General features: G+C 46.4%; 21 protein-coding genes and 1 pseudogene. 4 read left to right on the top strand and 18 right to left on the bottom strand.

Annotated elements, in window-relative coordinates:
* Window positions 1-21: 21 nt before the first annotated feature.
* A complete protein-coding gene (locus tag HVZ39_RS13920) occupies window positions 22-636 on the bottom strand; it encodes a LysE family translocator (protein ID WP_131345571.1) in 615 nt (204 codons plus the stop codon).
* Between the two features lie 180 nt (window positions 637-816).
* On the opposite strand from HVZ39_RS13920, the gene HVZ39_RS13915 reads away from it, so the two are divergent.
* Window positions 817-1,269, top strand: a complete 453-nt coding sequence (locus HVZ39_RS13915; RefSeq protein WP_181632558.1) for an Lrp/AsnC family transcriptional regulator — start codon at window positions 817-819, stop codon at window positions 1,267-1,269.
* A 134-nt stretch (window positions 1,270-1,403) separates the two neighbouring features.
* Here HVZ39_RS13915 and HVZ39_RS13910 read toward each other — a convergent pair.
* The 8 genes and pseudogenes from HVZ39_RS13910 to HVZ39_RS13875 form a co-directional block, all read right to left on the bottom strand.
* Window positions 1,404-1,891: pseudogene (locus HVZ39_RS13910) on the bottom strand (integrase).
* 774 nt (window positions 1,892-2,665) lie between these two features.
* Window positions 2,666-3,721, bottom strand: coding sequence for an AbrB family transcriptional regulator (locus tag HVZ39_RS13905; protein ID WP_016152957.1), 1,056 nt, complete (start codon window positions 3,719-3,721; stop codon window positions 2,666-2,668).
* Between the two features lie 35 nt (window positions 3,722-3,756).
* A complete protein-coding gene (locus tag HVZ39_RS13900; protein ID WP_016156403.1) occupies window positions 3,757-4,989 on the bottom strand; it encodes an ATP-grasp domain-containing protein in 1,233 nt (410 codons plus the stop codon).
* Window positions 4,990-4,997: 8 nt separating this feature from the next.
* Complete coding sequence (locus HVZ39_RS13895) at window positions 4,998-5,627, bottom strand: 2OG-Fe dioxygenase family protein (protein WP_016156404.1); 630 nt, start codon at window positions 5,625-5,627, stop codon at window positions 4,998-5,000.
* 146 nt (window positions 5,628-5,773) lie between these two features.
* A complete protein-coding gene (locus tag HVZ39_RS13890) occupies window positions 5,774-5,977 on the bottom strand; it encodes a 4-oxalocrotonate tautomerase family protein (protein WP_016152960.1) in 204 nt (67 codons plus the stop codon).
* Window positions 5,978-5,991: 14 nt separating this feature from the next.
* Complete coding sequence (locus HVZ39_RS13885) at window positions 5,992-7,332, bottom strand: hypothetical protein (protein WP_047417697.1); 1,341 nt, start codon at window positions 7,330-7,332, stop codon at window positions 5,992-5,994.
* Window positions 7,322-9,184 (bottom strand): FAD/NAD(P)-binding domain-containing protein, encoded by a 1,863-nt coding sequence (locus HVZ39_RS13880; RefSeq protein WP_049040505.1) that lies wholly within the window; start codon window positions 9,182-9,184, stop codon window positions 7,322-7,324. The genes HVZ39_RS13885 and HVZ39_RS13880 overlap by 11 nt, the downstream gene beginning before the upstream one ends.
* On the bottom strand, window positions 9,181-10,371 hold the full coding sequence (locus HVZ39_RS13875; protein WP_181632557.1) for an MFS transporter: 1,191 nt from the start codon (window positions 10,369-10,371) through the stop codon (window positions 9,181-9,183). The genes HVZ39_RS13880 and HVZ39_RS13875 overlap by 4 nt, the downstream gene beginning before the upstream one ends.
* A 108-nt stretch (window positions 10,372-10,479) precedes the next feature.
* Here HVZ39_RS13875 and HVZ39_RS13870 point away from each other — a divergent pair, with 108 nt between their 5' ends.
* Entirely contained in the window at window positions 10,480-11,352 is an 873-nt protein-coding gene (locus HVZ39_RS13870) for a LysR family transcriptional regulator (protein ID WP_016152964.1), read from the top strand.
* A 249-nt stretch (window positions 11,353-11,601) separates the two neighbouring features.
* Here HVZ39_RS13870 and HVZ39_RS13865 read toward each other — a convergent pair whose 3' ends face one another.
* The gene (locus tag HVZ39_RS13865; protein ID WP_079497767.1) at window positions 11,602-12,204 is read right to left on the bottom strand and encodes a site-specific integrase; all 603 of its coding nucleotides are present in this window, start codon (window positions 12,202-12,204) and stop codon (window positions 11,602-11,604) included.
* A gap of 346 nt (window positions 12,205-12,550) precedes the next feature.
* On the opposite strand from HVZ39_RS13865, the gene HVZ39_RS13860 reads away from it, so the two are divergent.
* Window positions 12,551-13,321, top strand: coding sequence for a DUF5677 domain-containing protein (locus HVZ39_RS13860; protein ID WP_181632556.1), 771 nt, complete (start codon window positions 12,551-12,553; stop codon window positions 13,319-13,321).
* A gap of 279 nt (window positions 13,322-13,600) precedes the next feature.
* On the opposite strand, the gene HVZ39_RS13855 is transcribed toward HVZ39_RS13860, so the two are convergent.
* The 6 genes from HVZ39_RS13855 to HVZ39_RS13830 all read right to left on the bottom strand — a co-directional run bounded on the left by HVZ39_RS13855 (window position 13,601) and on the right by HVZ39_RS13830 (window position 20,229).
* On the bottom strand, window positions 13,601-14,161 hold the full coding sequence (locus HVZ39_RS13855; RefSeq protein ID WP_181632555.1) for a hypothetical protein: 561 nt from the start codon (window positions 14,159-14,161) through the stop codon (window positions 13,601-13,603).
* 287 nt (window positions 14,162-14,448) lie between these two features.
* The gene (locus HVZ39_RS13850) at window positions 14,449-15,192 is read right to left on the bottom strand and encodes an SDR family oxidoreductase (protein ID WP_181632554.1); all 744 of its coding nucleotides are present in this window, start codon (window positions 15,190-15,192) and stop codon (window positions 14,449-14,451) included.
* Window positions 15,193-15,481: 289 nt separating this feature from the next.
* A complete protein-coding gene (locus HVZ39_RS13845; protein WP_016152967.1) occupies window positions 15,482-15,643 on the bottom strand; it encodes a hypothetical protein in 162 nt (53 codons plus the stop codon).
* A 349-nt stretch (window positions 15,644-15,992) separates the two neighbouring features.
* Window positions 15,993-16,997 carry a tryptophan--tRNA ligase gene (gene trpS / locus HVZ39_RS13840; protein ID WP_016156413.1) on the bottom strand — a complete coding sequence of 335 codons (1,005 nt, stop codon included), beginning with the start codon at window positions 16,995-16,997 and terminating at the stop codon, window positions 15,993-15,995.
* A gap of 218 nt (window positions 16,998-17,215) precedes the next feature.
* On the bottom strand, window positions 17,216-19,000 hold the full coding sequence (locus HVZ39_RS13835) for a diguanylate cyclase (RefSeq protein WP_181632553.1): 1,785 nt from the start codon (window positions 18,998-19,000) through the stop codon (window positions 17,216-17,218).
* A gap of 119 nt (window positions 19,001-19,119) precedes the next feature.
* On the bottom strand, window positions 19,120-20,229 hold the full coding sequence (locus tag HVZ39_RS13830) for an AI-2E family transporter (protein ID WP_016156415.1): 1,110 nt from the start codon (window positions 20,227-20,229) through the stop codon (window positions 19,120-19,122).
* A gap of 203 nt (window positions 20,230-20,432) precedes the next feature.
* Here HVZ39_RS13830 and HVZ39_RS13825 point away from each other — a divergent pair, with 203 nt between their 5' ends.
* A complete protein-coding gene (locus HVZ39_RS13825) occupies window positions 20,433-21,392 on the top strand; it encodes a DUF523 and DUF1722 domain-containing protein (protein ID WP_046276352.1) in 960 nt (319 codons plus the stop codon).
* A 155-nt stretch (window positions 21,393-21,547) separates the two neighbouring features.
* Here HVZ39_RS13825 and HVZ39_RS13820 read toward each other — a convergent pair whose 3' ends face one another.
* On the bottom strand, window positions 21,548-23,476 hold the full coding sequence (locus HVZ39_RS13820) for a bifunctional diguanylate cyclase/phosphodiesterase (protein WP_181632552.1): 1,929 nt from the start codon (window positions 23,474-23,476) through the stop codon (window positions 21,548-21,550).
* Between the two features lie 17 nt (window positions 23,477-23,493).
* The gene (locus tag HVZ39_RS13815; protein ID WP_016152974.1) at window positions 23,494-23,988 is read right to left on the bottom strand and encodes a molybdopterin-dependent oxidoreductase; all 495 of its coding nucleotides are present in this window, start codon (window positions 23,986-23,988) and stop codon (window positions 23,494-23,496) included.
* Window positions 23,989-24,261 lie beyond the last annotated feature (273 nt).

Below are 24,261 nucleotides of genomic sequence, written 5' to 3'. Positions count from 1 at the left end.
ATTAGCCCCTGTGGCCGCGCGTCAGAGAAACTGCTCTGCCAGCAGCAGGGCCGCAACAATGATCATCAGGCCGCCTGAGATCCGGCTGATATTCAGCGCAGCGCGCGGGCGCGTCCGGAGCACCGTGCCGGAGCCATACCCCACCAGCAAGTAGACCACACCGCAGCTGATCACATGTACCAGCCCCAGCGCGGTCATCTGCAGCGGAAGCGGCCAGGGGGCGTGGACGTCGGTGAACTGAGGCAGCAGGGCTAAAAACAACAGAAAGACCTTTGGATTAAGACCGCTGATGCAAAAACCCTTAAGCGCCCACTTCAGCCGCGAACCGGCATCTTCATTCTGCTCCGCCACCGGCGCTGACGGGTGGCGCAGCATGCCAATGCCAAGCCAGAGAAGATAGCCAGCGCCGGCAACGGTCAGAGCGGTCAGTACGCCCGGTGTGCCCGCAATGACCGAGCCAACGCCCGCTGCCACTATAAGCGTTGCAACAAGATGACCGCTCAGCATGCCAGCTACTGCTGGCATAACCCGGCGTCCCCGAATGCCGGCTGAAATGGCGTAGGCCCAGTCGGCACCCGGCGTGATGACGAAAAGCACGGAAACAGCCCAGAACGCGGCGAACATACTCATTGACATGCGCCGTTATCCTCATAGGTCCCATTTCTGACCGGCCCTTTATCAGTGTCTGAAAACTGCATATATTGAACCCCTTTCCTGACTGATACGTTTAAAAGAGAAGAAAGATTATCGCTTTTTATGCGGAATGTGCTTTCATTTAAAGCATGAAAACGTATGCAATCCGGGAGGTTATTAGGAATGGACAGAACAGACTGCAATATTCTTGCAGAGCTTCAGCAGGACGGACGACTTTCGCTAACTGACCTGGCGGAACGGGTGGGGATCAGCTTATCATCCTGCCAGCGTCGGGTCAGAGCACTTGAACAGGAAGGTGTTATCAGCGGCTACCGGGCGTATCTCGACCCGGCCAGATTCGGGCTGAACTTTTCAGCCATAGTCTTCGTCACCCTGCGCGAGGGAGACCGGCAGGCGGTCAGCACCTTCGAGGCGGCATTAAAAGAGATACCGCAAATTATTCAGGCGCAACGATTGTTTGGCGATCCGGATTATCTACTACACGTTATCACCCGGGACCTGCCGGCTTTTCAGCAGCTGTATGATGAAAAACTCTCCGGTATGCCAGGGGTGCAGCGGCTAACCTCAACGCTGGTTATGAAAACGGTTGTGAAAGACCGTGCCCTGCCTGTCTGACGCTTGAGCAGTACCTCAGCCAATCAATATTTTACAGGAAGTTTTTTGGCACTGAGAGAATGTTGTGCTCAGGATCGTTATAAAAGTCGAACGTCCCCTGTTGGCACAGGGTTGCGGTTGCAGCCCTGACTACTTTAGACTTTAATCGATTCAGAGATCTCTAAAGCATCATCTACTTCAATGCCCAGATAACGGACCGTGCTTTCCAGTTTCTTATGGCCCACCCATGAAAGATTCGGTTGTATAGTCGGGTTGATATGTGCCGGTTAGTTCCGACCCGAGACCGGAACAAGAAGTCTTTACTGTGCAAATTGCCAAGCTTTATCAATGCAGCAACAGCTTCTTTTGTCCCTTTGGTTATCTCAAATTGCACAGGGCTGCCGGTTTTCTGTTGCAACACCGTTGCTCTGCTTGAAACCGAACTACCATATGCCACATCAGATACTTTGAGTTTGACCAGATCACAGCCTCGAAGTTTACTGTCCAGGGCCATATTGAACAGAGCTAAATCGTGCGTTTTACCTTCCAGTTCAAGCCGGATTCGGATCCCTCAGATATGAGATATCTGAAGTGGTCTTTTTTGGCCGATGATACGGTCTTTGTTCCACGGTGACGTGTTCATACTCAAATCTCCTGCAATGTGGGAGATTTGAGTATGGTTGTCCCTTATGAGCGAACAGCGGACATTGGACCTTCCAAACTTACAAGGTAATCTAATTTGCAAGGCTATGGCGGGATAAATGGACAGAATTGGCAGATTTTGCAGAAGTTATGCATCAAGGAATAATTTTCATGTGCCGTAGGCAATACCGCGCTTTGAGCCGGTTTTGAAATTCAGTTGTACTCTCGACCTTCAGTAAGTATTTCCGCTTCTAAGCCAAATGGAGACTTTAATTTATCTTGATAAACCCCGCCAGTTAGTTTGAAAATGGTGCAATTTCTCAACACAGGGTTTACCCAGATGGCTATGTCACCACTTCCTATTTTTGAAGGCAACGACTATTACAGCGTCTCTGAAGAATTTTTTAGCAAATTACCAGCTGATCTAAGAGCGCCTTTTGAACAAATAATGAAGAAAGGGGCGGAGATTATTAGCGGTTGCGATAAAGAGATTGAAAGTCTGATTAGACTTATAAAGGTAATACCTACTACAACAAGCCTTAGTTACATTTATCGTCGGCTTCGTACGACCAAGTTTGAAATCACTACTGAATCGATGATGGAACAGGAGATGTTAACAACCGCTTTTGTGGTCAGCTACGCACGTTTGTTCGCCAAAAGCAATGGCACTTGCGTTCTCCAGCGGAATGATCTCCCTGTCCACCTACGGGCTGTTCATGATGAGCTGTATAAAATTCGCAACGAACGTTATGCTCATAACGGAGGTCATAACCCCCTACAGCGGCCTCGTCGGCTTACTGGTTTTAGCGCTATTACCTTCTATAACCTCTCTTTTGCGGTAGATAACTATTGCAGGGATCGTTTGGATGAGCAACATGCGTATAATATGGCTTGCCATCACAAAACTCGCATTCGCGTTAAGCGCCAGTGCCGCAAAGGACATTGATTCCACGCTCCCCGGAACCCAGGAGAGCATCAATACATAAAATGGATAATCCAGAAGATGCGCCGCTGTAAATGCCATCATGACCGTCACACCCAGTCCAATAGCAATGAGCTGTATTGAAGACCAAAGATGACGCAAAAATGCAGTCAACGTAAACGCAATAAAATGATGCCCCAGTAATATGCCCATCAGGATCATACTGAACTGATTGAAAATATCGGGAAAAAACACAGTCTGAGATGACAAAGGGTGCAGGAGTGCTGCACAAAGCAACGACGTGATCATAAAGGGCGCAGGAAAGTGGAAGCGTTCAAGGCATTTGCCCAACACATAGCCCGCAAAGACAATACCCAATAGCCAGAGCACATTAGTCGTTGCAAACAATACAGGCGGCATGGCCATATGGGTTTGCGCACCGCCGGTAATATATCCGGCAAATAAGGTCAATGTGATGAGCCGTAGCGAGTGCGAAATGATAATTTTTTGCGGCGGCGTTTTAACATGGGACGCTAGCGCTAATACCGCTGCCATTGCCCCCGGAACGGCGCCCAATAACGCCTCTTCCTTACTCCAGCGTAATCGGTGAATACACCACAAGTAGCATGCGGTGAATTGCAGGGATAAGCATACTAATAACAACACCAGTAAAAATGCGATATTTCCTTGCGCCCCAAAAGAAAAATCGCGAAATAAAAGACCAATTGACGTACCAAGAGAGAGTTGAATCACCGTCAGGCTGCCCGGCAGTACTGGCACAGAAAGACCGGTACGTTTTAACACCAGCACGGTAATAAGGGGGCCAAACATCATACCTAACGGAACGTTGCAATAGGTAAAACCCAACCCAGCCAGGATACAAAGAGCAAAACCTAACAATAATTTCATACACCTTTCTCCTGGCTACCGGGAGTGTTAAATACTCAGTGAACGGTTTCGTTAACCCAAAGGGTATTTTCAGCAACCCATTGGGTCAATGCATCAAGACGTTCGTGTATTTCCCGGCTGGACTCCGCTTGAACAATAGCACTCACGATCTCGCCATTTGTTAATTTCATCGCGTCATATTGGCGGCCGACGACACCTGTTGCCCGATATTTAACCACAAAAGGCAATGGACATTTTTCCGCAATAGAGAGGAGCGTGCCCTGTGCAGGCGGCACATTTAATTGGCCAACCCGTAAAACGGGTTGTCTTTGCGATAAATCCTGCGGATAGATTTCGCATAAACTGGCTTTAAGCCAGGTCATTCGAGGATCAAGACCAAAAGCGGCCCCTAATTCTTCATTGACAAAGCAGCCACCTAATCGGCAAGCAAGCTCGCCAAAAATAATGTTGTTATCTTTATCAACAAAAACTTCAAGGTGAAGCAATGCGTTTTCTTCCGTTGGAAAAACCTCTTCAGCAAGATATTTGGTGTAGGCAATCAGTTTACGATGCAGCGGCGTGTCATCTTCCATAACCAGACCTAATGTTTTCCCGGATAGAAAATCCAGGCAGGAGACGGTTGCACGAGATGCAGAAACAAATATCGCCTTTCCTTTTAAATACAACGCATTAATTTGATAAGCTTCGCCTTCGATAAATTTTTCAATGAGCAGATTGTGATACTCTGGCGGCTTAACCTGCGCCAGATATTTATAAAGCTGGCCTTCATTTTTAAGAACCACCACGCCCTGTGATCCACGCCCATCATTAGGTTTGATGACGCAGGGATATCCCTGTTCGGCAATGAATCGCGCCATCGCAGTCGCACTGTCGACGCGTGCCATAGCAGGAACCGGTAACTGATGAGACTGAACAAGCGATTTCATCATAAATTTATCACGGAAGAACATGGCCTTTTTTTCACGGTCGTGTGTCAAACCCAGACGATCGCTGATTCGCGCGGCCCTCAGAACATCGATTTCGGCGAGGTAAAAGATACCCGTTGCTTTATTGTCCTGGGCGTAGTGGTAAATATCCATTTCCACGAAGGGATTATCATTAAAGTTTTCATAAAAAAGGAAAGAAAAACCTGCCCCCATATGATCAAGAATATTATCGATCTGGCTTGCGCACGTTGCAATCAGAACCGGGGCCACTGATTGCAATGACTGCCACTCTTCACGTGAGTGCTGAAAAATAATTTTTGGTGGACACAGCAAGATATTCATTGTTTTTCTCATTCAATATCAAATGTAATGACAAATACATCCCGATAACCTTTTCCTGGCAACAAAGGAACCACTGCCGCGGTATAATGCTGATAATTCACATCATTGAATATTACTGCATCGCCCGCATGCAGTTTGAACGTAGAGGCATCATTGCCCCCATCATGATTAGGAATAAGCGTGGTTTCTCCACCAGTCACATTCTCAATTTCGCTGCAATAGATTGCAATGTACTTAAAACCATCTTTATGAATACCCTCTGGAGCGGGATATCCAGGCCTTCGGTCATCTGTCGTTATTCTTATTTGATGAATGCCAATATTGTAAGTCGTGTCTGGAAGCAATGGCAAAAGCTTACGAAACACCAGATTCATCACTTCTTCAGCAACGTCTTGTTTTATTTCTGGGTATTTTCTTGCAATACCGCCAGCGTAATTGTTCAGTTTTTCCGCTTGAAAAAACTCACCCACTGCGCACAGATCAAAATACTTTTCACGTCCGGCCCTGGCCTGCATGTAACTTCTGAACCGAAAAATACCATCTTCAGCCTTAAGCCATGGATCGGGTAGTAATTCATCAAAACTATTTTTGACTTTCGCTGAAGTCTTCCCCAGTCGGATATGATGATAGGCGTGCATAGATAACGTCCTTAATACGGTAGTTTGAGCAGTCTACTTATAAGATATGAAATGCATATCCAACAATAAATAATATTGCAGACTCTTTTATACTGATAATCTATGGGCAAAAGTAAGGAGGCAGGCTCCTTACTTTTTAAATAACTCTACTTGCTTTTTTTACGTAACTCCGTCACTGGCACGCCACCAATTCCCCAGTTATCAGTCTCCACTTCATCAATGACCACGATGGTTGTGCTGGGGTTTTTATTCAGGACATCAACCAATAGTTGTGTCACTCCCTCCATTAATTTTTTCTTTTGCTGATCGGTAGCACCTTCATTAGTAATTTTAATATTTACGTAGGGCATATGAACTCCTTTTATTAGATAATTTTTGACATTGCACCAAGATAAACAAGTGCAAAGAGATTAAACGATAGAACATAACCGTAGTGCATTTTAAAACTGGTGTTACTGGGTGATACATTCAGACTGTTTGCGGCGAAAATAGCATTGATCGACACGGGAGAAATAAGCTGAGTTGCAATAAATAAGCAAATCCATATCTGATAATCAACCATCCCCCCCGTAAGATAATCAGAAAATATCGACCATGCGATACTAAAGATAATCAGTGGATGGATACCTAATAAACCAAAAAGCGGTACGATGAACAAAATAATCGCGTAGATCTGCAACGTTGTCAGCCCGCCAACATAAGCAGTGATACCCTCAGGTACATGGGAAAAAAGCAGCCAACAAACTGAGGTCAACACACTACAGCTTAAAAGCAACAATACCTCACCGGATATATTCTGTGCTGATTCAGTTAATTGCTCAGCCCAGGGTTTATCCTTTTTAACCAGATGATCGACAACAAAGAGCACGACTGCTGTAAAGGCAATACTTTGCAGTGAATTAAGATTCAGTACCGTTAATGAAAAAATGAATACTCCCCAGAACAGACCTACACATAGCAGGATATACCGCATCCCATCACGGCTGGGTGTCACCGTCTCGTTTTCAGCGATTACCGTCACTTTTGCACTTTGGTTGAACAAGATACTGAATAAAAAGAGAGGGATACCCACCAGCATCGCCTTAAGATGCGGTACGTCAGGCATTGCCGCCCAAACGGCAGCAGCGCCGATGGTGGTTGGCATCAGTACCATCGTAATGCATACGGTGCGCGTAATAATCTTTGCCAGGTTGAATCTTGGCCCAATAACTGACTTGAGGCCATCGAGCAGCAATGATATTGCCCCCAGACTCATTGGCCATGTTAAGAACGCCGTCAATAACGTAACCCCAAAAGTCATGTTCGATGTTTTTCTACGCGAAAAATATCCTCCCAGAACAGCTGTAAAATTAAGAGAGGCCATGACTTGTCGTAATAAGGCAATACCAACAAGCAGTAAAATTACATCAAAATATCGCGAAAAAATTGCAGGGAGCACAATGCCTTTCAGGTTGTTTGTAGCAAGAAGAAACATCATCGAGCAGAGAAAAATAATCACACCACTTCTGGCGGATGATTTTTTTGACCAGAAAGCAAATGTCGATGCGAAGTAGAGCACGGCGGTAACTCCCGCAATAGCCGACATCGCCGCATGTTTATCCGTCAACGCACAAGCGAACAGAAATACCAGCAATGATGTTATCGCTAACGCAGGTTGCAATGATTGCCACGCCTTGCCACGGGCCTGGATTTGCTCAGTCTGCATTTATCGCTACCTCTGGCTGAGCCTGCCGCACCATCATTTGATGATACATATCTGCGACACAACGGCCTGCATCAACCAGGAATCTTGAATTAACCAGCGGACGTGGCAGGACGTAGGTGTAAAAATTCGCGCCTTCCGCAGGATTGCCCAGCACCCAAAAAGCCGTCTGCGCTTCCCCCATGCGATTAATAGGATGCTGGCATTGATCGATATCCAGCCCACCCGGGTGATACCCCTCATTCATAAATGGACGAACAATACCATTGGCTGTCATATTTCTGATTAACGGTGAAGCGTCATGTAGTGGCGAAAAACTGGCAATTTTCGCCTTGATTAAAACATCAGCCTGAATCTCAGTACTCTCTTCTTTAAAAGGTGAGTGAACTTCGAATTTTCCTTCGCAGTCGTTCAATACTAACCTTGAATCTTTACCACCGGCCAGACTCACCACATTCGCTTCCATTAATGCTAATAGTTGTTCATTTCTTAACTTCGGCGGGCCAACGGCAATGCGGTTAAAAATAGGATTAAAATGCTCAAGGAAATACTGATGTGACCGCGATTCAAGCCCTGAATTATCAATCGCTTCTCGTAAAATATCCCTGACATCACGAATAATGTCTGTCGCCGCTTTGATCGGGCCATGGACATTGCCCTCCTCAGACTCCTGGAGATCTTTACGCAGGAAATACATAAACCATTGAGTATAATCCTTTAAACTCAGATGTTCCTGCGATTGATGTGGATAAAGCACACTGTCAATTACCGCGATGTCTTCAGCGCTCGGTTCATAAGAGCCAGCATCTAACCACTGCCCATTTAGGGTTGAACGATAGGCATAACACATTTCTTTATGCAGTAAGGGGAAAACTTGTTCAAGAAAATCGATTTTTGAAGATCCTTTCTCAAACACATTTTTCAACCGCAATTCTCTGATAGCCATTGCCGTTAAGAAGCGTGGGGAGTACTGCCCAGAAACGCCTTTTTGATTCGCGCCGCGACTGCTAAAAGGTAGAGCCTTACGTGAATAGATAAAAATACCCGGTTCTTTTCCGGAAGGATGATAGCGAAGCTCACCATCTTCCCGGCTAAATTTTCCACCCCTGCCGATAGTGAGTTGCGAAATGACATCATAGGCAGTCAGACCAATACCCTGAACAATCACATTTGATTCCGCTGTTATTTTATTCAAATTATTTATTGGATAAGGAGTCGAATAGTAGTCCAGGCGTTCATTTTTCTTATAATTATTGGCAATAAATCGTTCAACAAGATGATCGTCAAACGTTTTGGCGTTGTCGCTGTGACCAGTGGTTAAATAGACGTAATCGGCCACCACACGCTGACTGTCTTCCAAGACAATAATAGACTTCGCATCGTCCTGAATCAGAATGTTGTTGGCCTGCTGATTTATCTGTGTAACCGAGATATTGTCAGGCAAACTTTTGATAATTTCGTGATAAAACCAATTTAAGTATTCACCTAATAATCGACGAGGTAAATAATCGTTGGCGTCAATTGGTTTGCCAGCCACGTCTTTTAAATAACGGCCATCAACATTTTTATAGCCTTGCTCATTAGCCCACTGATGAAAACATGGCCCTGAACGGAAAGATCCGGCATTTTTTACCGTCGCATCACCAAATAATGTTATCTGGCAAGCAACGGTGTTAACCAATAAATGGTCGGGCTGCGATAAACTGTGCGCACCTACACCCATCGCATTTTTATCAACGATAACAATATTAATATGTTCATTCTGTTTACGTTGTGCATGCTGAGCACAAATCCTTTCCAGAATACTAAGCCCCCGAGGCCCCATTCCTATAATAGCAACGGTTGTCTTTTTCATTCTTTGCTCCAACTTTGAGAGTATTTAACTTTGCTGTGTTGAACATAGCTAATCCCTGCTGCGATAAATAACGCACAAGCGCCAGATAATATTGAAATAGTCATCCCGTTTTTATTGTTCTGAAACGCACTCACGATTAATGGTCCGGCAATTTGCCCAATGCCATATGTTAACGTCACCAGACCCAGAAGATTAATTTTCTGTGGTGCAGAAATCTTTTTCGCGAGTGGCATAACGAGAGAACTGGTTCCCATGAAAGTTGCACCAAAGCCAATACAACTCAAGGTCAATAAAAGCGGGGAATGGATAAACGAGGCCATCACAACGCAGCTCGCCTGCACAATTAAGTTAACACTCAGGCAGGACAATATGCTCCACTTGCGTGCAGCCCATAACCAACCATAGCATCCTGGGATAACGGCAAGGCCAACAATAGACCAGATATGGTTGGCCAGAAATTCATTACCCACTCCCCGGGCCATTAAAGGGAGATAAGTAGCTACAATGATATAACCGAAGCCTGCCAGTCCATATAACAATGCTAAATTCCACCACTGGATGTTCGGCTCGGATGACGAAGCTTTTTTCTGAGGAGGTAGAACATGTTTATTTGCAGGCAGCAAGATAATCAGCGCGATGAAGAGTACAGCTGAAATGATTGACGCGCCGATCCATAGTAGCTTTGAATTTAATGCATATGCGATACCGGCTATAACATATTCATTGCCTATAAAAATACCCACCCCGACGCCGGCAAACAAAGAAGCAATGACAAACGGATTATGGGTATGCTGTAGCATAAGCATCGACCCGAATATCATCATGCCTGCGCTGGCAACACCGGCGAAAAATCGAATAACAATTACTATATCAGGGTGCGTGACTACTGCCATCGCAAAAATAAGTAGGCCGGTGACTAATGCAGCACAAATTAACATCGTTTTGATATTCTTCAGGCCACCAAAAATACCAAACGAGAACAGGAGGCTGCCAACCAGGTATCCGGCGTAATTCGCGCTTGCGATTAACGATAATTGCGAAAAATTAAAAATGCCTTCAAGCAACATGACCGGCAGCATCGGAGTATATAAAAACCGACCAATTCCCATCCCCAGCGTTAAAACAATCATACCGAAGACAGCCGTGCTCAACTGGCGATGGCCAATAACATTGTGATCAAGATCCATTTTTCAGGCTCAATATGTCAATCAGATTTGATTGTTATGTTACATAAAGAAATGATAATAAAAAGTTAATAAAAATGACGAAAACCTTCACTTTGAGTGACAGACACGATGAACAGTACCTCATTAAATTTGTTTAAAACCGTCGCGGAAACCGGCTCTATCACCGCAGCAGCCCGTAATCTGCACTGCGTTTCTTCAAACGTCACGACGCGGCTCAAGCAACTGGAGTCCAGCCTGGATGTTTCGTTGTTTGTTCGCGAGAAGAATCGTCTTCACATCACCCCTGAAGGTGAACTGCTTCTGCGTTACGCTAACAAAATCCTCGCGCTTTTAGACGAAGCCGAGTTGTCTATGCAGGGAACGAAAGCGGCTGGCCCTCTGCGCATTGGCGCAATGGAAACCACTGCCGCCGTCCGACTTCCTGCTTTGCTGGCAAACTTCCACCGTGAAATGCCCTCCGTAGAATTAAACTTAAAAACGTCACCGACAGATGTGTTAGTTCGTCAGATCCAGAATAGTGAACTTGAAATTGCCTTCGTCGCTGACCACAAGGCGTTGCACGTAGACAATTCAAGGCTACAAACGCAGGTGCTGTGTCAGGAAACCCTGGTTCTGGTTACGGCCGCAGAGCATGGTGATGTCGTGACGGGAGCCGATCTGGAGGTGACAAGGCCGCTCGTCTTTGTGAAAGGATGTAATTATCGTTCCCGGCTTGGGCAATGGTTACGGCTACAAAATGTCGATTATGACGACCCGCTGGAGTTTGGTTCTTTTCAGGCAATACTTGGTTGCGTAAGTGCCGGAATGGGCATTGCATTATTGCCTGAGAGCGTCGTCAAACAGTATGAAACGAGCTTCCCCATACGGTGCCACTCTATTACTCCTCACATTGGTAATGTCAATACTATGATGATATGGCTTAAAAATCGTGAGGTTAGCCGGGTATTGAATTGCTTTGTTTCCTTTGTTTCATCCCACTGAGGTATTCCACAACCATATTGTGCCGTTAGGGCTTTTGGGCTGGTAAATACTCCATATGGATCTATTATCGATGCAGGCTTTCAGTTTCAGGATTGACTAATGCAATTTAATAGAGTTGCTGAAGATTTCTTTCCTGGGATTGGTCAAGAAATTTGACCACTGTTTTGTAGTAAGAACGGCATCTGCTCTCTGATTCGTTCGTTGCCAGTCTGCCATTGCCACAGAGCTGCTGTTGCAGCCCTGACAACCTTAGACTTCAATCGATTCAGAGATCTCTAACGCATCATCGACTTCAATGCCCAGATAACGGACTGTGCTTTCCAGTTTCCTATGGCCCAACAGAAGTTGGATCACCCGAAGATTCTTGGTTTTCTTGTAGATCAGGTAAGGTTTTGTTCTTCTCATGGAGTGTGTGCTGTAAAGCGAAGCTTCGAGACCAAGCTTTTCTACCCACCCATGAAAAATTCGGCTGTATTGCCGGGTTGATATGTGCCGGTTAGTTCCGATCCGAGACCGAAACAAGAAGTCTTTACTGTGCAAATTGCCAAGCTTTATCAATGCAGCAACAGCTTCTCTTGTCCCTTTGGTTATCTCAAATTGCACAGGGCTACCGGTTTTCTGTTGCAGCACCGTAGCTCTGCTTGAAACCGAGCTACCATATGCAACATCAGATACTTTGAGGTTCACCAGATCACAGCCTCGTAGCTTACTGTCTAAGGCCATGTTGAACAGAGCTAAATCACGCGTTTTACCTTCCAGTTCAAGCCGGATTCGGATCCCCCAGATATGAGATATCTGAAGTGGTCTTTTTTGGCCTATGATACGGTCTTTGTTCCACGGTGACATGTTCATACTCAAATCTCCTGCAATGTTGGAGATTTGAGTATGGTTGTCCCTTATGAGCGAGAAGCGGACGTTCGAGTGGTTTAGCAAGCAGGTGGGGGGTTGCTAACGTGGTCGCGTATCAATAACAAAGGGCAGGTCACATTGGGCTACAGTGAACACCAAAAGTGGTTGGTTTAATTAAGCGGGATAATTACAGCATCGGTGGGTTTATACTTATCGCTGGGAGAAGATCCTAGTGATTGGTGCCCCTCTCTTCAGCATAATACCTTGCTATCAAAAGAACAGATCAAGAAGCTGGCAAAAGCTGGAATGATTACTTGTTGAGACACATTATCCTGTAAGGAAACACAGCATGTTTAAAGAACTTATAGAGCAGACCCTAAACGAGGCAAAAGCCGCCAGAGCTGCACTGAACAAGGTTAACGGCGTAGTTGTCGGAAAGATGCATAATCCTGATCAGGGGTTGTATCTCGCTAACTATGCCAATTTGCTAATGAACAGGCAGATAGATATCTTTGATGATGCGCTTCTCCTCCTCGAAAACGAACGATACCAAACCGCTTGTGTCGTTAGCCGGGGGATGATTGAAACACATGCTTTCTCACGACTCTTAAACAAGAAAGTGGAGAAGATCCTGACGAACCAAAGCGGCCGCGAAAGTGTAGGTAAAGCTCTCGATGTCATCCTGGGCTTTACGAACAGTTCCCGATTTAAAAAGTCAGAGCAAGAAAAGATTCAGAAAGGAGTATTTGACCCTAACGACTACATGTTTACTGAAGAGACTAAGCATCGTTTTGAAAACCTACTTGCTGTCAGTCAGCATGTGATGAATGCTTTACGCGATCTCTATGAAGATGAGATGAAACAGACTAAGGGGAGAGAAAGCGATTTTGAACTGACGTATGACATACTTAGCGAATATGTTCATCCTTCACAAACGAGCATCTACCATTACTACACACCTGAAACCCACTTAGCTCCTACTTCAGTTGGTAATATCCATGCTTATGAGTCTGCTCAGATACACTGCGCGAGAGCGCTACACTTCATATTAGACGCGAAGAATCAACATTATTGGTCTTCACAGTTAGCAGATGAGATGACTAAACGTGGTAAACAGTAAAAACTACAGCCCCTGTAGAGGGGCTTTTTATTTGAAAGTCTTTTAATTTCTTCTTTATATACTGCAAATGATCTGCGCCCCATAGAACAATTTATATTGATGTTAGCAATGCCCGCTTCTGGCACAAAGCGGCTATTCAGTCTGCTTAACTTTGTTTCCAGGTTCAAAGGGGTAACGATGAGGTTTTGGCAGAATATGCTTAAGTTAAATGCGAAAAGGAATTCAAATTGGATGGAGTTTTTCACACATGAAAGACATCTTTCAGGATGCAGGTAAAAATTACCGAACAAGCAGATTCTGCCAATCTGGATTCTCAATTTTATGGGAATAGGTCAGCATCGCACGATTAATCAGATCAAAGAATTCTGACTCCACCATCCTTACCGCTTTGCTTGTACCTGGCCCTTCCCATTCATCAAAGAGACGCCAGTAAAGCGATTTCAGCATATCGACCGCAGCCTCGAAAATCTTTACGTCAGGTTCAAACCAATGACACACCAGAAAATACATTTTTTGTTCTGCATCATGAATGGATGTGCACTGGGAAAGTTGACTCATAAATAGCTTTATCCAGACCAATGCTGCTGTTTTTAGCGGTGGCAGTACAATCCGCTGCTCTATCATGTATCGTGACAGATATAATTCAACCTCAGTCCGTTCAGGTTGATTATCAAGACCCAGTGAAGCGAGAATTAAGAGAGTCACCGAATCATTTCCTTCGGTAATTTTATCTTCAGCCCATGCAATGATCAGGCAGTCCAGATTATCGTAGAGAAAGTGATATTTCCTTGAAAAAAAAAGCAGTCCGAGCAGGTCATTGAGTGAGTATATACATGGCATCTGATGTTCTCTTTCGTGTATCGTTTACATGAACCTTGGCAATGCTCCTGTCTAAGGCCATCATTCATTTAACGGGTGGGGCTACGTATTCGAATGAAATGCCAGTTAACCTTAATTTTATCTTAACTATTGATATAAATACTATAAAGTGTAGTGACATACAGATTTTGAGCACATAAGCCGAAGTGTGAGAAGTCCGCTTCTGGCACGGAGCAGTCTGGCTGGCGACCTTCAAGAGCCGCTATGTCAAGAACGGACGTTGAGCACGTTGTTCAACGTCACCAAATTCAGCCCCTGGCACTCAGTTTCTCGCGAGTTGGACCTTGAAAGTAGATACTACCTATATGGCAACTACGCGGTTGAGCGAGCACAAAACGAATTGTTTCCCAGACTGAGCGTCCATTTAATAAACGTTCCCCCATTTTGGATTGACTATCGACAAACGTATCTAACCCTGTAAGTTCGAAATCCGGTGGATACAACCCGGTCATACGTATATTTTCTTCGGACAACTGGTGTGACAGTTTAGATGTGAATCCGCTAAGCCCGTGTTTGCTGGCAAAAAAAGCGGGATGCGCAATTGAATCCGTAAAATTCGGAATCCCACATGAAGATATTATTGAGACGACATCCGCGCTTTCTGAACGTCTTAACCCAGGCAACAATGCATGAGTCAATAAAATCGCACCTGTCAGGCCTGAACTGACGGTATTGATAATTTCTGCGTCTGGTTGATCGTCTAACGTTCCTGACAGCCACTGGGCGGCATTAAGGATTAAAATGTCGATGGGCTTGTCTGAAGTTAACAACTGTGAAGAAAACTGCGAAAGGGATTCAGGCTGGGTTAAATCACAGATATATCCTTTTGCAATCCCGCCTTCAGCCGCGATGATACTGCAAGTTTTTTGAATATCCTCAGCACGCCGCGCGCAAAAATCCACCTCGACGCCTTCTCGCGCCAGCCACACGCACAGCGCCTGACCAAATCCTCCGCCTCCACCCGTAATTACAGCTCTTTTACCTCTTAGCATCTTCATCCATCCTTTCTTTATGACTATGTGTGGATATAGATATACATGAGGAAGTGGATTGGCATCTTTCAATTAGTGCCATTTTTACATGAGGAATAGGGATAGGGGACTTGCAAAGCCAGCATCTGGCGCGGAGCGGACTGAGCGTTAGGTTATTATATTCTCTGCAAGGATATGTATGCGCTATACACCAATTTTAATTGTGCTATTTAGTCAGTAAATTTGCTTAAAATACCATTCCTCTTCTGTTTATAAAGACAAGAAGAGGGATGTATTAATCATTTAGATATCAGTAGCCTGCAGCCCTGTTGGCTTCTTTGATGCGATTGTTTCTTGCGTCTTTATCATGTTGGTCTTTTGCCTGCATTATCCCACTTGCAGCATCCACCCAATCATTTGCGGTACAACCTGATAATACCATACTCAACATTAATGCAAACGCATACTTCATTTTAACTCCATCATTCATTATTGTATAAATAGCGTCTGTGTAATGCTCAATGTATTTAACGCTAATGCGGTTAATTTAACAAATAATCATATCTCAGGCAAGGTGAGGATTTCGAACCCGTACATGTAATGGGTAATTCATAATGATTAGCTGAAATAATTGAAGGGGCCGGGTAGAAATTACACTGCATAAAAAACGACATATCGTATTGCGCGGATTATTAAACAGTGAATTAATTAGCCTCTGTGACAGAGGTTATCTTTACGCGTCAACGCATGGCTGCGCTACTCCCGGCGATTGTCATTCGTCGGGAGCTAACTTTATTTATCGAACCTGTAGTGCTTCGAGTTCAGAACACCGGCAAACCCAGCCCTTGCTTTACTTCTTTTAATGTCTGCTGCGTGACCTCGTGCGCCTCTTCGCTTCCTTTTTTGAGCATCGCCATCAGCATACCTTTATCCTGGATGTAGGTTGCCCGCCGCTCGCGCATCGGGGCGATAAGCTCCTGCAAGCACATCTCCAGCTCGTTTTTGCATGTCCGGTCACCCAGCCCGCCGCGCTGATAATGCGCTTTCATCTCCGCCACTTTTGCTTTATCCGGATGAAAAGCATCGAGGTAAGTAAATACCATATTGCCGTCAATCTGCCCCGGATCGGACACTTTTAGATGATTGGGATCGGTGTACATTGCGCTGACCGCATGATGAATAGCCTCTTCGCTGGCGGACAGAAGTAGTGTGTTGCCGAGCGATTTTGACATTTTGGCATTACCGTCGATCCCTGGAAGACGGCTGGTCTCACTCAGTAGCGCTTTACAATGCGACAAGACAGAGGTCGGTAACAGACTATTCATCTTATGCACGATCTCATTGGTCTGTTCGATCATGGGCAACTGATCGTCGCCGACGGGAACCACCTCGGCTTTGAAGGCGGTAATATCTGCCGCCTGGCTGATGGGATAAACCAGAAAGCCAACCGGTAACGAGCGGGCAAATCCTTTCTGCGCAATTTCGTTTTTGACCGTAGGATTTCGCTCCACGCGAGCCACGGTAACAATGTTCATATAAAGCGCGGTCAGCTCAGCGAGGGCGGGTAGGGCCGACTGCAGACAAATGGTGGTGAGTGACGGGTCGATTCCTGCGGCGAGGTAATCAGCCAGCACTTCGGGAATATTGTTGCGGATCTTTTGTGGTGTGCTGCCGTTATCGGTTAGCCCTTGCAGGTCAGCAACCAATATAAACTGCTGATAATCATGTTGCAGCGTGGCGCGCTGGCGCAGAGAGCCAACATAGTGGCCGAGATGCAGCGGGCCAGTGGGACGATCGCCAGTGAGGATGATAGTTTTGTTGTTCATGTAAGACTCCTTAATCAAAAAACCGAAAGGGGTCTTTAAATGCAAATAACCGCCTTTCGGCGGTTATTTAAAATGGGGAAAACACATTCTGACCGCCTTTAAGAAGGCAGCCACCACAGGTTGTGATTAAACGCGGTGATATCGTGTTTTGTGTTCATCCAGTCAACATATCACCGCCTGGCGCAGAGGTAAAGCAATGCACGGCGTACTGACGTATCTTAGCTCGCTTCCAGCATGCCAAAGCTCACGATGCGCGAACGGCCTAACTCTTTCGCGCGATACAGCGCCACGTCTGCGGCGCGCAGAAGATTGTCGCTCTGGGCGTGCTGCGGATAGCTGGCAACGCCGATAGAGACATCAACGTGACCAATCTCTGAGAGTCCAAAGCGCAGCGACAGTTCGCGTACACCATTATAAATATCTGTCGCAAAGCGGTTGGCGGCCTGCTCATCCGTATTGGCCAGCAACACCAGAAACTCTTCACCGCCGTAGCGGAAGGCCATGCCGCTGTCATGTACAACGCGCTGAATAGTGGTGGCGATACTTTTTATCACGCTATCGCCCGCCTCATGGCCAAAACGGTCGTTAATATTTTTGAAATGATCGATATCGATCATCAGGCAACTGATTGGCTCTTTGTTACGCACTGCCTGGCTCATCTGGGTGCGCAGCGTATCTTCCAGATGGTGACGGTTGCGCAGGCCGGTTAGCGGGTCGTAGAGCGCTTTCTCCAGCAGCGCATCACGCAGGCGCTGGTTGGCTAACGCCAGACCGAGTGCTTCCGCCATCAGTTCCAGATACGCGCGAGAGGGAGCAGAATCATTGCTGAGGTTCTGGAATGAGAGCAGGCCGATGGCTTCACCCTGGGCAATCAGTGGCACGCACAGGGTATGCTGCTGGCATGATTCCGGTAGATGGTAGCAGGCGATATCGGGTTCGCCTTGCACCGGTGGATGGCTCTGACCGCGGCGCACTGCCCAGCACTCGTCCGGGTGGAAAGCATCCGCTTTGCCCTGCGGTGAAAGCCATTGCGCAACGCAGCGCATTTGCCAGGGCTCTCGATCCAGTATGTAAAGCCGCCCGGCAATACCGGGAGCAACATTCGGCGCAAACAGCTCTGCCACATTAATGACATCGGCAAAATTCTCGCAGCCTTGCAAACGTTGAGTCATACGTGCGAGCAGCTCGCGGATTGACCAGTCGGCGTCTCGTTCTTTCTCCAGTCGCTGACGTGCCAGGCCGTTCTCGCGAAAAATGCGGATCGCCTGTGCCATATCGCCGATTTCGTCGATCTGATTAAAGCTGGGTGTCTCAACGGCGTAATCCTGCGATGCCAGACGGTTAACCACATCGCTCAAACGCACCACGGGACGCAGTACGCGGCGTTTTAAAATAAAGCCGAGAACGAACAAAAATAGCAGCGCCGTCAGCCCGACCATCACTTCCGAAGCCGTACGTAGCGTGCGCGATGTCTGAGTGGCATCTTCAATGGTGTTGCGTACGCGGCTGTCGAGTAACTGACGGAAATGATCTATCCGGTCCTGGGCTCGCTCCAGTTCCTGTTCATAGGATTTGCCATACAGCAGGGCGATGGCCTGCGACTCTTCTCCGCGCGCGACGCTGGCAAGCGCCGTAGCTTGCTCATCCTGCAGGGCATCAACAATCTGCAGCCCTTCATGCAATAGCGCCAGCTCTTCATCCGTCGCCCCAATGTCTTTTAGTTTCGACAGCCGCTGTTCAACGGCTTTCAGCGACGCTTCTTTCTGGCTGTAGGCGTTAAGCGCTTCAGGGTCTTTTGCAATAACATATTCGCGTGCCAGACTGGACAGCGACCAGGCATCGAGCTCGACTTCTTCGGTCAGTTGATCGAATTGATAACGTTGCTCCACCACCTGGCGTTCGGTGTTATCGGCGCTGGAGGCCATCAACATGACAACGCCGGAGGCAATGGTCAGACACACCGTCGCGCTGTAGGCCCAGTTGGTGATTGTGGCAATTCGCACTGATTAGTTCCTTCTGCGACGATTAATGAATAAGCATGATTGAAATTATAGGAAACGTATGATTTTGCGTGAAAATAAAAAAGGCGGTCTCAGGACCGCCTTCTGTTATCGTCCTGCCATCATAAATCTGGAGGATTTTTTCCTTCTTCCATAAAGGCTTCGTCGATTCCTTCCACGTTACCTTCATGATCGCGCCCGGAAAATAGGTTCCAGCAGGTAATGAACAGTGCGGCAATCAGGGGGCCAATCACAAAGCCGTTAATGCCGTAGATCTCCATTCCGCCGAGAGTGGAAATCAGAATCAGATAATCCGGCATTTTGGTGTCTTTACCCACCAGCAGCGGGCGCAGGATATTGTCCACCAGCCCGACGATAATCACGAAGAAGCCAACGATAAACAGCCCTTGCCACAGCTGGTGCGTGGCGAAGAGGAAGATTGCCGCAGGTACCCAGACGATCGCTGAGCCGACCGCGGGTACGAGGGAGAGAAACGCCATCAGCGCGCCCCACAGGACGCTGCCGTCGATGTCGACAATTGCAAACGCGATGCCGCCAAGAATACCCTGAACCAACGCCACGACCGCTGTGCCCTTGACCGTTGCCCGCGTCACGCCGACGAATTTGGCAAACAGGTGCTGTTTGGCAAAATCAGAAAGCGGTAATGAGTCCAGAATCTGGCGCACCAGGTACGGCCCGTCCTTCAGTAAGAAAAACAGCAGATACAGCATGATGCCAAAGCTAATAGCAAAGCCGAATGTCCCCTTACCAATCAGGAACGCGCTGCCGGCGAGGTACTGTCCACCCTGCAGTACAACGTCGGACAGTTTTTTCTGGATCTGCGCGACGTTATCCAGATTATGTTCTGCGAGGAATCCTCTGGCCCAGTCAGGAAGATACGAAATAATGGCGGTGACCACTTCCGGGAACTGAGTGTCGTTTTGTTGTAATTTGGCATACACCACGTTCAGCTCAATAGCCAACGAGGAAAAGATCACCATCAGTGGGATAAAAACAATCAGACAGATGATGCCGATGGTGAGCAGTGACGCCAGCCCGTTACGTTCGCCAAGCGCGCTGCGCAGTCTGTTTTTCACCGGGTTAAAGATGGTGGTTAAGATTGCGGCCCACAAAATGGCAGAGAAATAGGGAGACAACACATCGAAGAACGCCCAGGTCACGAGGGCAAGTATGAAAATGAAGAAACCTTTAGTCAGTCCGTTAAATCGCATTAGTGAACCCTGTAATGAGAAGCAGTCCCGACTATAGAACCGTTCAGGGGAATTACCAACTTTCGCTGCGCATATTTACTTAAATTGGTTAACCTGTTTTTCGTAGGGAGCCTGCGACAGATAAATAACGTACGCTATGATTTATTAGTGAAACAGTCATACTTTTCTTCCCGAAAAAGGGCGTCAAAAAAAGAGGGGGCGTTATGAACACTCAACCTGTCATCGGGATTAGTGGATGTTTAACCGGCTCAGCCGTGCGATTCGACGGCGGGCATAAACGGATGGGGTTTGTGATGGACGAGCTGGCTCAGTGGGTGACTTTTAAACCTGTCTGCCCGGAGATGTCCATCGGTTTGCCTGTACCACGCCCCGCGTTGCGTTTGGTTCAAACCGCCCAGGGGAATATCCGCATGTGTTTTAGCCATGCGCCTGGTGAGGATGTAACCGATAAAATGTCCGATTTCACCGCTTCATATATCAATGGGCTTGGCGGTCTGTCGGGTTTTATCGTCTGTGCTAAATCACCGAGCTGCGGAATGGAGAGAGTGAGGCTGTATGACGAAAAGGGAAATCGTGGGCGAAAAGAGGGAACCGGTCTGTTTACCGGCACCTTAATGGAAACCTACCCGTGGTTGCCGGTCGAAGAAGATGGCCGCTTGCACGATCCGGTGCTAAGGGAGAACTTTGTCGAGCGAGTGTTCGCGTTACATGAGCTTAATATACTGCGAGCCTCTGGTCTTACTCGCCACGGTTTACTCAACTTCCACAGCCGCTATAAGCTCCAGCTTTTGGCTCATCACCAGGCGGGTTACCGGGATATTGGCCCTTTCGTGGCCTCGCTCCATCAGTGGGATGATTTGGACGCTTTTTTCGTGGTATATCGCGAAAAGCTAATGGCGATCCTCAAAAAGCCCGCCTCACGGAAAAATCATACCAACGTACTGATGCATATTCAGGGCTACTTCCGCGATCGGTTGAACACCCGCCAGCGCGGAGAGTTGCGTGACGTTATCCTCAACTATAGCGGCGGACTGCTGCCAATATTGGCGCCACTGACTCTGCTCAAGCACTACCTTGCTGAATACCCAGACAGCTATTTACTTACCCAGAACTATTTTGATCCTTATCCGAAGGATTTAGCCCTACGGTTAATGATTAATTAGCCTGATAGCGAGTAAATCTGGGGCAGAAATATCCGTTGTTCGCGAAGGTTATCCCTGCCGTTTTCTGATGCGTTTAAGCAGGGATAACTTTCACGGTGTGTAATCGATGATAAAAATGCGGCCCTGCACCCACGGGCAAATGTGCCGACCGCGATTTAACCGTTTCTGATTTCTTCATCGATACAAGGCTGAGGTTTGCCAAACAGATATCCTTGCGCGAAATCGCAGCCCAGAGCCTGAAGTCTTGTCAGTTGCTCCTGCGTTTCAACACCTTCTGCAACAGCTTTCATATTGAGAGATTTCGCCATGCCCGTGATCAGTTTGATGATAGTCAGGGCGTCTTCCTGCGTAGATATCGAATGCACAAAGGACTTGTCTATTTTGATTTTATCGAAGGCCAGTCTGCTGAGGCGCGAAAGAGAAGAGTATCCGGTACCAAAATCATCGATGGAGATTTTTACCCCCAGGGCCCGGAGCTTATTAAGCGTATTTATCGGCGTAGCACTCTCGGTAAAGAGAGAGGATTCAGTCACTTCCAGTTCGAGGCGGTCAGGTGGAAGTCCAGTTTCTTTCAGAATGGTTAACACGATTCCTGCAAAGGCCTTGCTGCTTAGCTGGACAGGGGAGACATTGACTGAAATTTTAGCCGGAACCGCCCAACCCGCGGCTTCCCTGCAGGCAATTTCGAGCACCGCTTTCCCCATCTCATTAATCATCCCTGTTTTTTCAGCAACAGGAATAAAGCTATCCGGCGACAGGAGGCCCTTGAGAGGATGGACCCAACGAATAAGCGCCTCATAGCTGTATATTTTCTGACTGAAAGAATCGACAATAGGCTGGTAATACACCACGAACTCTTTGTTCACTATTGCTAATGCCATATCATGCTCAAGCGTTCTGCTTTCTTGCAATTTTTCTAACATTCGTTGCCGGAAGACTTTTATTTTGCCAGAGCCTTCATTTTTGGCTTCATAAAGGGCCAGATCGGCAAATTTATAAAGATAGTCGGAGCGGCGCTCATTTTCAGAGATAACAATGCCAACACAGGTGGTTATGTTGATAATTGTGTTGTAAATGGTGTAGGGCTGGCTGATAAACTCACATATTTTCTGGGCTCGCGAAACGGCCCGACTTTCTGTCAGGCCACTTGAGAGAAACGCAAACTCATCCCCGCCTAAGCGATACAGCGTATCCGACGTAAGGCTTGTCGAAATCAGACGATCCGATATCTGGCGCAGTAACATATCACCGGCATCATGACCATACGTATCATTGACCTCTTTGAATCGATCTAAATCAAACAACATCACCGTCACAGCATCGTTATTTTTCTCTGCCATTTCGATTGTTTTATTTAAATCGCTCCAGAATAGCTGGCGGTTATTCATCTCGGTGAGTGAGTCATGGTAGACGTCATATTCCAGCTTGGCATTCTGAATTTGTAGCTTTTCCTTCGATTTCTGCAGTTCTTCGGCAAGACTCTTGACCTGAAGGTGCCCCCGCAGAATATTTCTGTTTTGATAAAAAATGAGCACACCCAGAATCGCACTCAGTATTATTAGCAGTACAGATGTCGTTGAGTAAATATAGTACAGCGTTTGAATTTTTTGGTTGGCGTTATTAATCGAGTTAACATCTTTGTTTAATGCGCCGGATGAAAGACGGCCAAGTTGTGCATCCAGGGTATGCATCTTTTTCAGATATGCCTGGAGTGCTGGACGGTTCATTTTCTCGAGATTATCATCCAGATAACTAAGGGTATTTTCAAGTGTTACCGCTAGCTCACGGTGGGCAATGTTGCTTTCTATGTAGCGCCCCAAATCACCTTCTTTTATCAAATCACTCTGGCTGAGCATAATGTCGAGACGCATGCGTACATCATCAAGATTCATCGTATCATCGATAGTGTAAAGACCAAGCAACGATTCAAATCGGTAATATTGAGATACCAACTGAGCGGCAGACCAGGAATCGGTGTAGTGAGTCAGTTTCTGTAGCTCTTGTTGCCGTTCATGCACGAGGAAAGAGATATATCCGGTCGATATAAAAAGAAAAAAGATGATGCCAGCCAGTATTCTGTTCATGATGTTCCTCTGAACGCTTACTCAATATCCATGCTACTGACCTGCCATGCAGACCTTGAATAATAAATCTGATTATTTAGTTCCGGCATGCTGTCATAGGGGTACACAATGAATAATGGGCCTTTATCACGGATGCGCATATATTTTCCGTTGATTTTTAAAGCAAGGATGGCATTGTATTTTTTGAAATCACTGAGAGGGATAACGGTGGTGTAGTCATTAAGCGCAGTAACCTTTACAACGGAGCCGCTCGCTCCAACATAATCCATGAGTTTTTGTAGTGGAATACCCGTAAAGGTCGTGCGTCCATTATACCAGGGGGAGGTGGTCTGAAAACTTACCATGCCCAGCTTCTCAAGACTGGCGGTATCAAAAACCGCTTTCCCGTCTTCATTTGTATTTTCAATATTACCGGATAACGTTAAAAGAACTTTACCGGTGGGCCTGGAAAGTTCACCCGCCCAAAGCTGGGTGGAGAGCACAACGCTTACCAACATGACTATTAACCGCATTCTAACCTCACCAATCAGCCGGATGTAAAAGAATTATAATTTAGATATCACGCTATTTATATATTCCGCCTGTCTATTATTGATGATGTGAAGTTATTTGCATTTTAATTCATTTAAATCAATGGGTTGCCATGCTTAATGGTTATGAATATTTATTAAATCAGGCGAAGTCTGTTATTAACGGATAGTGATTTTTGTTGTGTCTGTACAAAAAATACTCGCTCTGTGGTTGTTAAAAAAACACACGATCATAAAGGTTTATTTTTTTGTGCA

Source organism: Citrobacter sp. RHB35-C21, assembly GCF_013816515.1.
In the GTDB taxonomy this organism is placed as follows: Bacteria; Pseudomonadota; Gammaproteobacteria; order Enterobacterales; family Enterobacteriaceae; genus Citrobacter; species Citrobacter braakii.
This window is presented reverse-complemented; position numbering and strand designations above follow the sequence as displayed.